This window comes from Maribellus mangrovi (assembly GCF_037646455.1).
GTDB classification, from domain to species: domain Bacteria; phylum Bacteroidota; class Bacteroidia; order Bacteroidales; family Prolixibacteraceae; genus Draconibacterium; species Draconibacterium mangrovi_A.
In genome coordinates, this window is record NZ_JBBIXN010000001.1 from 1,078,200 (window position 1) to 1,092,436 (window position 14,237).

The window sequence follows — 14,237 nt, forward strand, 5'->3', positions numbered from 1 at the left end:
TTCCAGAAAAAATAATATTCAGGTGTAATTTTTATCCCCCGGGAAAGACCTATCCTAAAACCAATCCTAAAAATAACTTCAACTCGAACTACTTTCCAAAAAAGTATGTTGAACGAAACTATTTTTTAAGAGAAATATCACTTTTTGAAGTGATTGGAAAAACTATATTTGCGGTTCTTATTTTTAGTACAAGAATACCTAAATTGACTTTACCTTGTCAAAGAGGCGAATCCCATGGATTAACAAAGGGTATTTTAAATTTTTAAACAATGAAAAGATTAAATCTTATACTGCTATTAACGGTGCTTCTTTTCGGTTCTGCAGTAGCCGACGAAGGAATGTGGCTTCCTTCACTGATTCACAAATTAAACATCAATACCATGCATGAAATGGGTTGTGTGTTGAGTGCTGATGAGATTTACAGCATTAACAACTCGAGCCTGAAAGATGCAGTTGTAGCGCTCGATCGCGGATCGTGTACTGCTGAGGTCGTTTCGAAAGACGGACTCCTACTCACTAACCACCACTGTGGTTTTGGCGAAATACAAAAACACTCGAGTGTTGAGCACGATTACCTGCAAGACGGATTCTGGGCGATGTCGAGGGACGAAGAACTGCCAAATCCGGGAAAAACAGTGACATTTTTAGTGCGTATTGAGGATGTCACTGATAAAGTACTGGCTGATGTTAACGACGACATGAGCGAAGAAGAGCGCAGTAATAAAATTAACGCTGTGGCCGATCAGCTTGAACAAGAAGCAAAAGGGAATACGCACTACGAAGTTTATGTGCGCGACTTTTTCAACTCCAATAAATTTTACCTGTTTGTTACTGAAACATTCAAGGACGTGCGTTTGGTAGGTGCTCCACCACAGGCACTGGGAAAATTTGGCGGCGACACCGACAACTGGATGTGGCCCCGTCACACCAACGATTTCTCGATGTTCCGTGTTTACAGCGGCCCCGACGGCTTACCTGCCGAGTATTCCGAAGACAACATTCCATACCAGCCAAAACACTTTTTACCCATCTCGCTAAAAGGTGTTCAGGAAGGCGACTTTGCCATGGTAATGGGCTACCCGGGAAGAACCGACCGGTACAAAACTTCGTACGGAATCGACTACACCATGAAAGTGACCAATACCTCGCGTATTGAGGTAAGGGAGAAAAAACTGGATATCATCGCCGATTACATGGCCAGCAGTCAAAAAGCAAAAATCCAATACGCTTCAAAACATGCACGCAGTGCCAACTACTACAAAAATGCAATTGGCCAAAACGAGGCGCTTACCAAACTGAAAGTCATCGATCAGAAAAAAGAACTGGAAAATGAATTTACAGATTGGGTCAATGCCAATTCCGCCAGAAAAGCAAAATACGGTGAGGCATTGAGTCTGATTAAAGATTACTATACCGATGTTGAAGCAGATAAAGCGCGTGCCTACATGTCGGAGGCCTTGCTGCGCGGCCCCGAAATTTTCATGTTTGCCAACAGGATGAAACCAATGGTTGATTTTCTGAAAGATCCGGAGAAAAATCAGGAAAGGATTGAGCGATATTCAGTGGCTCTTAAAGCAATGGCTGAAGACTTTTACAAAGATTACAGCGCCTACACCGATCAGCAAATTGCTGCAGCATTGATGCAGATCTATGCTACTAAAAACGCACCGAAATTCCAGCCTGCATTCTTTTCAGATATTCAGAAGAAGTACAAAGGTGATTACGAAAAATATGCGGAAAAAATGTTCCGTAAATCCATTTTCGACAGCAAAGAAGAATTCCTCGCTTTCCTTGATGATCCTTCGTTAAAGGTGTTAAAGAAAGACATGGCCTTTAATGCTGCCGACGATATTTTCAGCAAGTACCGCGAAATCGGCAACGAAATTTCAACAAAAAGCGATGAGCTAAAAAAAGGACAACGTCTGTTCCTGGCGGGCTTAATGGAAATGCAGCCCAACAAAAAATTCTATCCCGATGCCAATTCAACCATGCGTTTAACCTACGGGAAGGTGCTGGATTACGATCCTCGCGATGGTGTAACTTACAAGTATTACACCACTACCGACGGATATTTGGAGAAAGAAATTCCGGGTGATTACGAATTTGACGTTCCGGCGCGTATGAAAGAACTTTTGCTGGCAGAAGACTATGGTCAGTATGCTGATGCCGATGGAAAACTTCATGCAGCATTTATTACCAACGACGACATTACCGGTGGTAATTCGGGTAGTCCGGTAATTAACGGCAAAGGAGAACTGATCGGGATTGCGTTCGATGGTAACTGGGAAGCCATGAGTGGTGACCTTGCCTTTGAGCCAAACCTGCAACGTTGTATAAATGTCGATATCCGCTTTGTGCTGTGGGTGATCGATGTATACGCCGGTGCCGACCACCTGATTGAAGAAATGGAAATTATAAAGTAGCTTCCGCAAGATATTTACAACAAAACCTCGTCATTTTTGACGGGGTTTTTTGTTTAAGTAACTTTTTACTCACTACTTTGTACTCAGTACTCACAACCTGAATAAAATGGCCCGACCCAAAATAACGATATACACCGATGGTGCGGCACGAGGAAATCCCGGACCGGGAGGCTATGGAATTGTGCTGCTTTCCGGCGAACACCGCAAAGAAATGTCGGAAGGTTACCGGCTGACAACCAATAACCGCATGGAATTGCTGGCCGTAATTGTGGCACTGGAAACCCTGAAAATCCCGGGTAGCGAAGTGACCATTTACACCGACTCGAAATACGTAGCTGATGCAGTAGCAAAAGGCTGGGTATTCAACTGGGTAAAAAAACGTTTTAAAGGGAAAAAAAATGCCGATTTATGGATGCGTTTTCTGGAGATTTACAAGAAGCATCTTGTTAAATTTGTATGGGTAAAAGGGCATGCCAATAATCCGTTGAACGAACGTTGCGACGAACTTGCAGTAGAAGCCTCGTTTCAACCTAATCTGCTGGAAGATGTTGGCTATAAACCTGAATAGTTTTATTCGATTAACGGGTTTAATTCTTCTGTTCCTACTATTTTTTTCGTGCCGGCAAAGAGTTGAACTCGACAACAAAATGAACAGCATAAAATACATAGAAAGAGCGAGTGGCGAAATAAAGGAAGAAACGGTTCCGGGCAAGGGTATGCTAAAATGGCTTTACTCGTCGGCAACAGGTAAGGTTGCATTACATTTGCTGGTGAAGCGCAAAATTGTTTCCGACCTTGGAGGCTGGTACATGGATACAAAAATGTCGGCCAAAAGAATTCCCGGATTTATTGCTGAACACCATATCAACATCGATGAATTTCAGGATGCCGGCAATTATAAAACTTTTAACCAGTTTTTTTACCGCAAATTAAAACCCGGGGCGCGGACCATTCAGGAGGGATTAGTTTCTCCGGCGGATGGAAAAATCCTGGTGTTTCCGTCACTCAATGATGTTCGTTCGTTTTTTATCAAAGGATCGGAATTCTCGCTGGATGAATTTCTTCTGAATAAAGAATTAGCGCAGAAATACAAGGATGGCGCTATGGCCATTGTCCGGCTTGCCCCTCCCGATTATCACCGCTATCATTTCCCGGCAGCAGGTAAGGCTTCGGAATCTATCAAAATAAAAGGTCACTATTATTCGGTTTCGCCACTGGCATTGCAGAAAAATTTAGAGATCTTCTGCCGGAACCAACGCGAATATTGCACGCTTACGACCGAAGATTTCGGCAAAATCATTATTGTTGATGTCGGCGCGACAATGGTTGGCAGTATCATTCAGACTTACCAAACAGGTCAGGTAAAAAAAGGCGACGAAAAAGGTTATTTCGCTTTTGGCGGATCGACCCTCGTTCTTCTGTTTAAAAAAGATAAAATTAAGTTCGACGCAGACCTGATCAAAAACACCCGTGAAGGGCTGGAAACATCGATTGCTATGGGTGAACAAATTGCCTCCAATTAAAAAGAAAAATCATCTACATTTTTTGGGTTCAGCTACCATTTGTTATTTTCATTTCTGATATTTGAAATGAAATACAACTAAACCATGAAATGAGCATGAAAAAGGGTTCAATCCAGCCGTTGATGATTATCCGTCAACCGACCGACATGCGAATTCCATATGATACCGTTGAAAATAAACAAATTTGATCATATGAAAAACCTAATAATTATTTTGCTGGCCATGTTGTCTTTTGCATGCAGTGATTCCAATTCCGTTTCTGTTCAAAGTCCCGACGGGAAAATAAAAGTCGACTATTGGATCGATCAGTCGTCCAACAACTATTATTCCGTAAGTACCGGAGGGAAAGTCATTTTACAACCTTCTTTTATTGGATTCGAGCTTGACAATGGAGAGAAAATTGGAACAAACATACAAATCGTTTCGGTTCGAAAATCAAAAGTTAATCAAAGCTGGAAACCTGTCTACGGTAAACTCGCCGAGGTTCCGGATATTTATAATCAAGTAGAAATCCGATTAAAAGAAAACAGCGACCGCGCCAGGGAATTTGAGGTAACATTTCGGGTGTATAACGAAGGAGTCGCTTTTAATGTCAACTTTCTTTCGGATCAGGAGAATGAAGAATTACGGATTCAAGAAGAACTCACCGAATTCAGCTTAACCGATAACTACAATTGCTGGGTTTCTGACCGGGCACAATCGGAATACCGAAAAGTACCTGTCAACGAAATCTCAAATCCTGTTGAACGGCCATTGGTAGTTGAAGCCGGAAATAAATTTCTGGCGATTGGCGAAGCAAAACTCATCGATTTTTCGCGCATGAAAATGCAGGCAGGCGACACATCCAATTCTTTGATGGCGGTTTTACACGATCAGCCCAAAATAAAGCTACCATATACTACTCCCTGGCGAACAATAATGATTGGAGAATCTCCGGGAGAACTGCTGGAGAATAATTATTTCCTTCAAAATCTGAATGATCCATGTTCAATTGATGATGTTTCGTGGATTAAACCCGGGAAAGTAATTCGTGAAGTGACACTGACGACCAAAGGCGGAATCGCCTGCGTTGATTTTGCTGCGAAAAACGGTTTACAATACGTTGAATTTGATGCAGGATGGTACGGACTGGAATATGACGAAACTTCAGATGCAACCACGATTACTGTTGATCCGAAGCGATCGCCCGGTCCCCTCGATTTGCTAAAAGTAATCGACTATGCCAACAGCAAAGGAATTGGTATTATCCTTTATGTAAATCGTCGCGCTCTGGAAAAACAAATTGATGAAATTCTCCCTTTGTACCAATCCTGGGGAGTAAAAGGATTAAAGTATGGTTTTGTCCAGGTGGGATCGCAGGAATGGACGGCCTGGCTGCACGATGCCGTAAAAAAAGCGGCCAAATACGAGTTGATGGTTGATATTCATGATGAATACCGGCCCACCGGATTTTCACGCACCTACCCCAACCTCATGACCCAGGAAGGTATTCGCGGCGACGAAGAGAGCCCGGACAACCGGCATACTTTGATAACGCTTTTTACCAGAATGCTTGCGGGTGCCGGCGATAACACCATTTGCTACTATGCACCACGCGTTACTGAAAAAATGGGCGGGCATGTTTCGCAACTCGCGAAAGCTGTAATGATGTACAGTCCCTGGCAGTTTCTTTTTTGGTACGATCGTCCGCCAAATTCTTCGGATGTAATTGGTGGAGTGCCCGGTGCCAAAGATTTTATTGTTGAAACCCCGGAACTGAAGTTTTTCAAAAATATGCCAACGGTTTGGGATGACACAAAAGTAATTGAAGGTAAAATTGGAGAATTTGCAACTGTTGCCAGAAAATCAGACAAAGACTGGTTTCTCGGCTCCTTAACGGGAGAAAATTCACATAAATTGCAACTGGATTTATCATTTCTTGATGCAGGTGAAAATTATGAAGCCATCATTTATTCGTACGATCCTGAAATTGATGTTCCTACAAAAGTCCGCATCGATACCAAGACAGTTAATCCCTCTTCGGAGTTGAATTTTAATATTATGCCCAATTCAGGACTGGCCATTCATTTCAGGCAAATGTAAAAGATCCCGAATTTCTCCGGGATACAGTTACGCTTGAACAAGGTTTTTTTAGAAAGCTACGGATAACCGTATACCCGGGTAAATATTTTTAAAGAAATCGTTGAAATACAGTTCCGGCTTTACAGAAAATGTATTGTTGATTTTCTTGTTCATCGATAAGCGAAAGGTATTTTCCTTAAAAAAGTGGTTGTTTTGCTTTACCAGGTAACCCAACGAGAGTCCGTACCATTTTTCTTCCAGCGGAGAATTCGAAAAATTATGCTCCCACCCCAAGGATACAAAATGATTCAAGTCGAAATAATTTTCATCGCTTGAGTTCGTAAAATCATACATGATGCTCCAGTCAACGGAGTAGATATTTTTCATCATTCCCCGATTTACGAATCCAAGTCCAAGACGAAAATTAAGATCAGAAACAAAGGTGTTTCTTACCCAACCGGCACCTATTCCTCCAGAGATCAAGAGCATATCGAGCGGTTTATCGCCCGAATCCTGGATGAATACTTCCGGGGTACCAGCACGCAAATCAACCCAAGCCTGAACCGGGTACTTTCGGTGCTGTCCTATTTCCTTCTGAATACTTTCGGTTCCGCTTTTTGCCTTTTGCATAAACAAATCCGATGAAAAATAGGACAAGTCGGAAAGGTTGTCTAAATACAGCTTCATTATCAGGTCATGGTAATTTAAACTGATACAATACCTTCCAAAGTCTTTTTCGAAGATGGTTCCATCGTCAAAAATCACCAGGTCCTTGGAGTTCATTTTCTCGTTTCTTAGCTCCAGGATTTTGAAATTTCCTTCAAGAAGATCATTTCCCACATCCCGGACGGCAATCATTACACGCTCACCCTCAGAAGGTTTCTCGATCGTCATCTCATTCAAAATCTTTTGAACCTGGCTTACTCGCTCACCCAACTGTAATCTCTCGGGACTGTTCGAAACAAAATTGGGACTTGTTACCTCCACCAGCACTTTATCAAATTTATAGCGAATGGTGTCGCCTTTAAAAGTAGCGCTCACGGCAGTTACCGATTGAGAAATAATGCTTAGAATAAATACGATTGATACTGTTTTAAATGTTTTCATGGCTATTTTTTAAAGAGTGTTCTGTTTAAATCTTTTGTTTTGCCGCCAAAATTTTTCGGGAATATTTTAACCTCCATCTCCGGATTATTAACAGCTGGTTTTTTCTGAACATCCAGTTCCACCCGCTCGCTTTTTAATTGAAAAGGTTCTGCCTGATTTGAATCATCCGTGCTTCTTATTGCAGTCAGTTCGGTTTGGGCAGCGTGTAAATCAGCGGTCAGCTTTTCGAGTTCTGCTTTATGGTTTTTTTGCTGAGCAAAAAGTAACTGTTCAGAGGAGTCTTGCAAATTCAGGTATTTTTGCTGCCAGTTTGTTTCATTGGACTTTTGTTTTTGCTGAACGATTCGATCACGGTAAACGACCTTCTCCACCGTTTTCGTTTCCGTTTTTACCTGCAAAGGCAGCGACTTTAGGGAATCAAGTGCATACTGAAGTTGCAAGTTGTTTGTTTCCAGTTTCTCAATTCTGGCATCTTGTTTCCGCTGATAATTTAATCCGGCAATAACACCACTCGCCAGTAACAAGCCCAGAAAAACAGCAGCCACCCTCCACCATGCTGCCACTTTTTTGGAACTACCCAGTGAATTATCCAAACGTTCCCACATCGCTTCCTTTCCCGGGTATCGGGTGCCGGCATCATTTTCAGCAAATGCCTTTTTGATATTATGTTCCAGCTTGTCCATAGTCGTAATTCAATTTCTTTTGTAATAATTTCCTTGCTTTAAAAAACTGCGAACGCGAAGTACCTTCTGAGATCCCAAGCGTTTCTGCAATTTCCTTGTGCGCATAACCATCTACCACGTGCATCATAAAAACGGTCTTGTAACCGTCGGGAAGTTCTTTCACCACTTCAATTAAAGCTGCATCGTCTATCTCTTCTGTGCCTGCAATGTTGTAGTGCTCTTCATGGATCGTTTCCAATTTATATAGTGTGTTAAGTTCCTTCCGGCGATCCATCAGCGTTTGATTGATCACGATACGGGACAACCACCCCAACAAAGCAGCTTCGTTGATAAATTCGAAGTCCGGCAGTTTTTCAAAGATCTTCAGAAAAGCCTGACAGAGTGCCTCTTCGGCAGACTCATACGAAACCGCATACCGCCTGGCCACGGCAAACAAACGGTCGGCATACAGTTCAAAGAATTGCTTTTGCGCCCGTCGTTCTCCTTTCGAACTTTTATGAATTAACTTTTGAAGTTGCACTCAGTCAGATTGTTTCTTTCTATCTATAAAATGCATATGATCCGGCAAACGTTGCCTGTGGTTAAAAAATATTTTGATGCGCCATAGCTGACTTGTGATGAACTTCGATCACTCAAAGTCCAGTTCCAATTGTTCATCCAGCAGCCGAAACGACATTCGGTGGTATTTTGTCGGCCCAAATTCTTTGATGGCAGCGCGGTGTTTTTTTGTCGGGTAACCTTTGTTTTGGTCCCAGTTGTAACTCGGGAATTCCTGATGGATCTGCAGCATAAAATCATCGCGATAGGTTTTGGCCAACACCGAGGCCGCTGCGATGGAATAAAAACGGCCATCACCCTTCACCACACAGGTAAACGGAATTTTTGTTTGTGGTCGAAACCGGTTACCGTCTATCAGCAAATGTTCAGGTTCAATTTTAAGCTTTTGCACCGCGCGGTTCATCGCCAGAAAGGAAGCATTCAGAATATTCACCTCATCGATTTCGCGGTTATCGACAGCCACTACTGCCCAGGCAAGGGCCTGTTCTTCGATCAGTGGACGTAGCTCGTAACGTTTCTTTTCTGAAAGTTGCTTGGAATCATTCAACAGTTCGTTTTCAAAACCGGAAGGAAGGATCACAGCAGCAGCAAACACCGGCCCGGCCAGACATCCTCGCCCGGCCTCGTCGCAACCGGCTTCAACTTTATTTTTGTGGAAACAGGATAAAAGTTGTTGCTTACTCATTTAATTGTAAAATTGCTAAACCGTTAAATTGAAAGATTGCAGTACTGGCAAATGCAACTGACCACAGGACACTCCTCTTACTGAAGTGCTTTCTCAACGCTCATCCAAAGCAATCGGGCGGTTTCGTCCCAGCTAAATTTATTTTTTTGTATGAATCCTTTTTTTACAAGAGTTTGGCGCAGTTCGGAATCCTTATGGATTTTGATCATGGCATCTGTAATCTGGTCAATTTTTATCGGATCGGCGTAAAGCACGGCATCGCCTCCAACCTCCGGGATTGAAGTAGTATTGGAGCAAATCACCGGAATACCCGCGCTCATGGCTTCAACAATCGGAATTCCAAATCCCTCGAAAAAAGGCACAAAAGTGAGCGCCAGTGCACCGCCGAAAATATCGTGCAACTCACTGGTCGGTACACGTCCTGTAAACACTACATCCTTTTTAAATCGCATGTTCTCAAAGGTTTCGTGGATATCACCGGTTTTATGCATTTCGCCGCCAACCACAACCAGTTTTGTCTCGTTACCGTTAACGCTTTTAAAGGCATCAAAGGCTTTTAGTAATCCCGATACATTTTTACGCGGGTGCAATGCACCAACAAATAAAAAGTAATCCGAGCCATCGGTGTATTTCTGTCTAACTTTTGTAATCTCCGCTTCCGAAATAGGTTCAAAAATCTGGTTGATACCGTCGTACACCACATCGATTTTATCGTAATCGACCTTAAAGGATCGGCTGATATCTTCTTTCGAATAAAACGAAACCGTTGCCAAACGTTTGGCCGCTTTGGCAAACTTCGGAAAGTAGTAATTGTAATATTTTGCTTTTAACCAGGGCAGGTCATCGGGGCGGTGTACAAAGTTGATGTCGTGAATAACTCCCAGCTGAGGCACGTTTGTCCGTTGCGAAAGATATCCATCAGGCGATAAAAAAAGATCTACTTTATACTTTTTTAAAATACGCGGGATTTGATAGTCGAACCACAGGTACCACAAAACCGGGTGGCGTGTTGGCGGACCGATTACTACAGGAACGATGTTCTCCGCGAAAATATAATCCTGACTGTAAGCCCGGTCGAAGATAAAAATAAACTCGTGCTCCGGATGATTCAGCGTCATCCGCTTTAGTGTTTCGTAAGTAAACCAACCGATTCCCTCGAGCTTGCCTTTTATAAGTAAACGCGTATTAACCGCAATAACCATGGAGTAAATTTCAAGTTTTGGTAAATGTACAAAGTTTGTATTTATTTTATCGATCGGGTTGTTCAATATTTGCTACTTTTAGGCGTTAAATACGTAGCTGCAACAAACTTATCCTCATGTTTTGAAGCGTAAATTTGTAACTAACCTGATATTACTCCTTTTCCTCAATCTGTTGATCAAACCATTTTGGATTTTTGGTATCGACAGAACTGTACAGAATACCGTTGGAGATGAAAGTTACGGGCTGTATTTTGCCCTGTTCAACTTTTCAATGTTGCTGAATATCCTGCTCGATCTGGGTATCACCAATTACAACAACCGAAACATTGCCCAGCACAATTTTTTGTTGCCAAAACATTTGTCGCACATCATCAGTCTGAAGTTCTTACTGGCCATTGTTTATGCTATTTTCACTTTTGGAGCTGCTGCCATTATCGGCTATGACCAGGTGCAGTTCCACCTGCTGGTTTTCCTGATATTCAACCAGTTTCTGATTTCATTCACCCTCTATCTGCGATCGAACATTAGTGCCTTGCACCTTTTCCGAACCGATAGTTTTATCTCGGTTCTCGATCGCACTCTGATGATCATTATTTGCAGTCTTTTACTCTTCACGAGTATGTTCAATATTGTGTTTACCATCAATTGGTTCGTTTATGCTCAAACGCTTGCATACGCCATCACAGCATTAATCACACTAAGTATTGTGCTCAGCAAATCAGGCCGAATAAAAATAAGGTTCAACCTGGCATTCTTTGCGGTTTTTCTTCGAAAATCTTATCCTTACGCCCTGCTGATTTTACTGATGTCGTTTTATAACCGGATCGATTCGGTGATGCTTGAACGCCTGCTTCCCCACCCAATTGGCAAGGAACAAGCCGGAATTTACGCACAGGCTTTTCGCCTGCTCGATGCCGTTTCGATGTTTGGAGTTCTTTTTGCCGGTTTGCTGCTTCCCATATTTTCAAAAATGATCAAGCTAAAAGAACATATCGGTCAAATGGCAAAACTTTCTTTTACCCTTTTAATTGTACCGGCCATAATCATTGCCATTTCCAGCCTTTATTACTCCAGCGAAATAATGGATGTTCTTTATACTTCCAATACCGAAAACTCTTCCGGCATTCTCGGAATCCTAATGACCGGATTTATCGGTATTGCCACAACCTACATTTTCGGTACGCTTTTAACGGCTAATGGCAGCATGAAACAACTAAACATCATGGCTTTCACCGGCATGCTGATAAACGTAACGCTCAACTTTATACTAATCCCACGTTTTCAGGCCTTTGGATCGGCATACGCCAGCCTTGTCACGCAGCTTTTTACAGGAGCAGTTCAGCTTATTCTTGCCATTAGGATATTTCAGCTCAATGTAAACTTCAGATTTGTATTCCAGATACTGATTTTTATTGGAGTGGTTGCCGTTATCGGCACACTTTCAAAAAGCATCGGTCACTGGCTAACCGGTTACCTAAGCATGATTTTAGGCGCCTTTGTTTTTGCCATTCTTATTAAACTTTTTAACCTGAAAGACCTTTATAAGATAATCCGTTATGAGTAGGTATGGCAAATCCAACGATTGAAGAATTACAAAACACGGAAAATTTTGAATTGATCGCTGAACTGGAGCATTCCACCATAAAAACATTTGTGCTGGAGCAGTTGGCACAAGGCGGAAAGTTGATCACCGGATTTATGATTTACCAGATCCTGATGCTTTTGGTCGGAATGTTTTTTATCACGCGTTCCATAGTTTTGGCGTACCACGACAATTGGACTCCCCTTGTTTTTAGTATAGTTGCTTTACTTTTTAGTTTTACTTTGCTGATTCCTATTCATGAATTACTTCATGGTCTGGCGCTGAAACTTAGCGGGGCTAAAAAAGTGCATTACGGAGCTTATTTGCGCAAATTTATTTTCTATGCCGAAGCTGACCGGCACGTTTTGAACAAATCACAGTTTGAATTGATCGCCCTGGCGCCATTTGTCGTCATTAAAATGATAACTATCGTGGGGCTTTTTATATTTCTTCACTCCCCGGAGTTCTACCTGATGATTACGATTATGTCTACACACAGCTTTTTTTGTGCAGGTGATATCGGGCTACTCTCCATTTTTTACCGACACGAACAGGTGTACACATACGATGTACGTTCTGAAAAGAAAAGTTATTACTTCAAAAGAAAGGGATCGGGATCACATTAAATTCCGGTGTTGATAAGCTGAAAAAAAAGGCAAAAAAAAGGCAGCTTCTACAAGCTGCCTCAAAGCCATGAAAACAATTAAACAATGTTCAGAAAACAGAAAACTAGAAACAATTATATCGTTAAAATATCTTTTTCTTTAGCATCTACTAAAGTATCTACCTTTTTACCAAAGTCGTCGGTCAGTTTTTGTACCTGGTCTTCAGCATCTTTCTCCATATCTTCAGACAATCCGTCTTTTTGAAGCTTCTTGAGTTCGTCATTTGCTTCTTTTCGTGCCCCCCTGATACTGATTTTTGCCTGTTCACCTTCGTTGTGTACCTGCTTTACCAGCGACTTTCTTCGTTCTTCTGTAAGTACCGGAACATTTATTCGGATAATTTCTCCGTTGTTGTCCGGATTCAGTCCCAAATTTGCGTTTATAATCGCTTTTTCAATTTCCGGGATCAATGATTTCTCCCAGGGCTGAACTGCAATTGTACGCGCATCGGGTGTACTTACGTTCGACACCTGATTCAAAGGTGTCTGGCTTCCATAATATTCTACAAGAACGCCGTCTAACATGGCTGGTGATGCTTTTCCTGCTCGAATGTGAGCTAGTTCTTTGTCGAGGTGCTCAACGGCTGCCCCCATCTTCTCCTTACAAACGTCTAAAACTAAATCTACTTCTTCTTGCATTCGTTAAAACACTGAGTTTCCAACCAAGGACTGTTAGCAAATATAGAAAAAATATAAATACTTGAAAATTTTTTAAATAATTTATTGCAAGTTAAAATAAGAAACAATTAGTTGTGCACTATTGTTCCTAACGATTCGCCCTTCATAACTCGCTTTAAATTACCTTTTTGATCCATATTGAATACGAGGATCGGCAAATCATTCTCTTTACATAAAGTGGTCGCCGTAAGATCCATTATTTTTAGGCCTTTTGCATATATTTCGTCAAAGCTAATCGTTTCGAACCGGGTTGCATCAGGATCCTTTTCCGGATCGGCTGAATAAATACCATCCACGCGGGTACCCTTCAACATCACGTCAGCTTCAATTTCAATTCCTCGCAGTGCACTGGCCGTATCAGTTGTGAAATACGGATTACTGGTTCCGGCGGAAATTATAACTACTTCCCCTTTTGATAGTAACTCAACGGCCTTATCTTTTGAATAATATTCGCCAATGGGTTCCATTCTAATGGCTGTTAACACCTTCGATTTTACTCCGGCATTATTCAGAGCCGAATTTAGCGCCAGGCTGTTTATTACTGTGGCCAGCATTCCCATCTGATCGCCTTTTACCCGATCGAAACCTTTGGCTGCTCCACTGAGGCCACGAAAAATGTTTCCGCCGCCAATTACAATACCTACCTGAGTTCCACCTTTAACAATATCTGCAATTTCTTCAGCGTAGTCACTCAACCTTTGCTGGTCGATGCCATATTGCTGACTGCCCATCAGTGATTCGCCGCTTAGTTTTAATAAAATACGTTTGTATTTAGCCATTAGAGTTGATTTATGTGCTGCAAAGATAAAATAGTTTTGGGTTATTGTAAATGTAAAGGCCAGAGATCATCTGATCACTGGCCTTATTTACTGCGCTGTCTAATTATTACCCTTCGTATAATGGGTTAAAAATCTAAAAAAAATTGCTCATAACTATTTCGCTGCAAAAGTGTTGGTTTATGATAAGCCGGGAAATGATGAAAGTCAGTATTATCAGGTATTCCAACATATAATATATGTTGTACATTACTTGTAATACTCTTGTAGAATAAAATTATTTTTCAGCATAAAA

General features: G+C 41.8%; 13 protein-coding genes. 6 read left to right on the plus strand and 7 right to left on the minus strand.

From position 1 onward, the window contains the following. Window positions 1-269: 269 nt before the first annotated feature. The 4 genes from WFY05_RS04070 (at window position 270) to WFY05_RS04085 (ending at window position 6,028) form a co-directional block, all read left to right on the plus strand. Window positions 270-2,423: a S46 family peptidase gene (locus tag WFY05_RS04070; RefSeq protein ID WP_340111448.1), complete on the plus strand. Its 2,154-nt coding sequence runs from the start codon at window positions 270-272 to the stop codon at window positions 2,421-2,423. A gap of 106 nt (window positions 2,424-2,529) precedes the next feature. Continuing rightward, a complete protein-coding gene (gene rnhA / locus WFY05_RS04075) occupies window positions 2,530-2,991 on the plus strand; it encodes a ribonuclease HI (protein ID WP_340111449.1) in 462 nt (153 codons plus the stop codon). Window positions 2,992-3,070: 79 nt separating this feature from the next. Continuing rightward, a complete protein-coding gene (locus tag WFY05_RS04080) occupies window positions 3,071-3,946 on the plus strand; it encodes a phosphatidylserine decarboxylase (RefSeq protein ID WP_340111450.1) in 876 nt (291 codons plus the stop codon). 192 nt (window positions 3,947-4,138) lie between these two features. Beyond that, entirely contained in the window at window positions 4,139-6,028 is a 1,890-nt protein-coding gene (locus tag WFY05_RS04085; protein WP_340111451.1) for a glycoside hydrolase family 97 protein, read from the plus strand. A gap of 48 nt (window positions 6,029-6,076) precedes the next feature. Here WFY05_RS04085 and WFY05_RS04090 read toward each other — a convergent pair whose 3' ends face one another. From WFY05_RS04090 to WFY05_RS04110, 5 genes are all read right to left on the minus strand, one after another. Then, entirely contained in the window at window positions 6,077-7,114 is a 1,038-nt protein-coding gene (locus WFY05_RS04090; RefSeq protein WP_340111452.1) for a hypothetical protein, read from the minus strand. Window positions 7,115-7,116: 2 nt separating this feature from the next. Then, the gene (locus WFY05_RS04095) at window positions 7,117-7,797 is read right to left on the minus strand and encodes a hypothetical protein (protein ID WP_340111453.1); all 681 of its coding nucleotides are present in this window, start codon (window positions 7,795-7,797) and stop codon (window positions 7,117-7,119) included. Further along, the gene (locus WFY05_RS04100) at window positions 7,778-8,317 is read right to left on the minus strand and encodes an RNA polymerase sigma factor (RefSeq protein ID WP_340111454.1); all 540 of its coding nucleotides are present in this window, start codon (window positions 8,315-8,317) and stop codon (window positions 7,778-7,780) included. Before WFY05_RS04100 ends, WFY05_RS04095 begins: the two co-directional genes overlap by 20 nt. Before the next feature lie 108 nt (window positions 8,318-8,425). Further along, a complete protein-coding gene (rnhB, locus tag WFY05_RS04105; RefSeq protein ID WP_340111455.1) occupies window positions 8,426-9,040 on the minus strand; it encodes a ribonuclease HII in 615 nt (204 codons plus the stop codon). Between the two features lie 77 nt (window positions 9,041-9,117). Continuing rightward, window positions 9,118-10,308 carry a glycosyltransferase family 4 protein gene (locus WFY05_RS04110; protein WP_340111456.1) on the minus strand — a complete coding sequence of 397 codons (1,191 nt, stop codon included), beginning with the start codon at window positions 10,306-10,308 and terminating at the stop codon, window positions 9,118-9,120. Between the two features lie 55 nt (window positions 10,309-10,363). On the opposite strand from WFY05_RS04110, the gene WFY05_RS04115 reads away from it, so the two are divergent. Further along, window positions 10,364-11,806 (plus strand): oligosaccharide flippase family protein, encoded by a 1,443-nt coding sequence (locus WFY05_RS04115; protein WP_340111457.1) that lies wholly within the window; start codon window positions 10,364-10,366, stop codon window positions 11,804-11,806. Between the two features lie 2 nt (window positions 11,807-11,808). Beyond that, complete coding sequence (locus WFY05_RS04120; protein ID WP_340111458.1) at window positions 11,809-12,450, plus strand: DUF3267 domain-containing protein; 642 nt, start codon at window positions 11,809-11,811, stop codon at window positions 12,448-12,450. Between the two features lie 113 nt (window positions 12,451-12,563). On the opposite strand, the gene frr is transcribed toward WFY05_RS04120, so the two are convergent. Next, window positions 12,564-13,127 (minus strand): ribosome recycling factor, encoded by a 564-nt coding sequence (frr, locus tag WFY05_RS04125; protein WP_340111459.1) that lies wholly within the window; start codon window positions 13,125-13,127, stop codon window positions 12,564-12,566. A 107-nt stretch (window positions 13,128-13,234) separates the two neighbouring features. Then, on the minus strand, window positions 13,235-13,945 hold the full coding sequence (gene pyrH / locus WFY05_RS04130; protein WP_340111460.1) for a UMP kinase: 711 nt from the start codon (window positions 13,943-13,945) through the stop codon (window positions 13,235-13,237). Between the last annotated feature and the right edge of the window lie 292 nt (window positions 13,946-14,237).

Excerpts from the sequence above, each read along its gene's own strand:
- WFY05_RS04070 (WP_340111448.1), top strand. The coding sequence starts at position 270 with ATGAAAAGATTAAATCTTATACTGCTATTAACGGTGCTTCTTTTCGGT.
- rnhA (WP_340111449.1), top strand. The coding sequence starts at position 2,530 with ATGGCCCGACCCAAAATAACGATATACACCGATGGTGCGGCACGAGGA.
- WFY05_RS04080 (WP_340111450.1), top strand. The coding sequence starts at position 3,071 with ATGAACAGCATAAAATACATAGAAAGAGCGAGTGGCGAAATAAAGGAA.
- WFY05_RS04085 (WP_340111451.1), top strand. The coding sequence starts at position 4,139 with ATGAAAAACCTAATAATTATTTTGCTGGCCATGTTGTCTTTTGCATGC.
- WFY05_RS04090 (WP_340111452.1), bottom strand. The coding sequence starts at position 7,114 with ATGAAAACATTTAAAACAGTATCAATCGTATTTATTCTAAGCATTATT.
- WFY05_RS04095 (WP_340111453.1), bottom strand. The coding sequence starts at position 7,797 with ATGGACAAGCTGGAACATAATATCAAAAAGGCATTTGCTGAAAATGAT.
- rnhB (WP_340111455.1), bottom strand. The coding sequence starts at position 9,040 with ATGAGTAAGCAACAACTTTTATCCTGTTTCCACAAAAATAAAGTTGAA.
- WFY05_RS04120 (WP_340111458.1), top strand. The coding sequence starts at position 11,809 with ATGGCAAATCCAACGATTGAAGAATTACAAAACACGGAAAATTTTGAA.
- frr (WP_340111459.1), bottom strand. The coding sequence starts at position 13,127 with ATGCAAGAAGAAGTAGATTTAGTTTTAGACGTTTGTAAGGAGAAGATG.
- pyrH (WP_340111460.1), bottom strand. The coding sequence starts at position 13,945 with ATGGCTAAATACAAACGTATTTTATTAAAACTAAGCGGCGAATCACTG.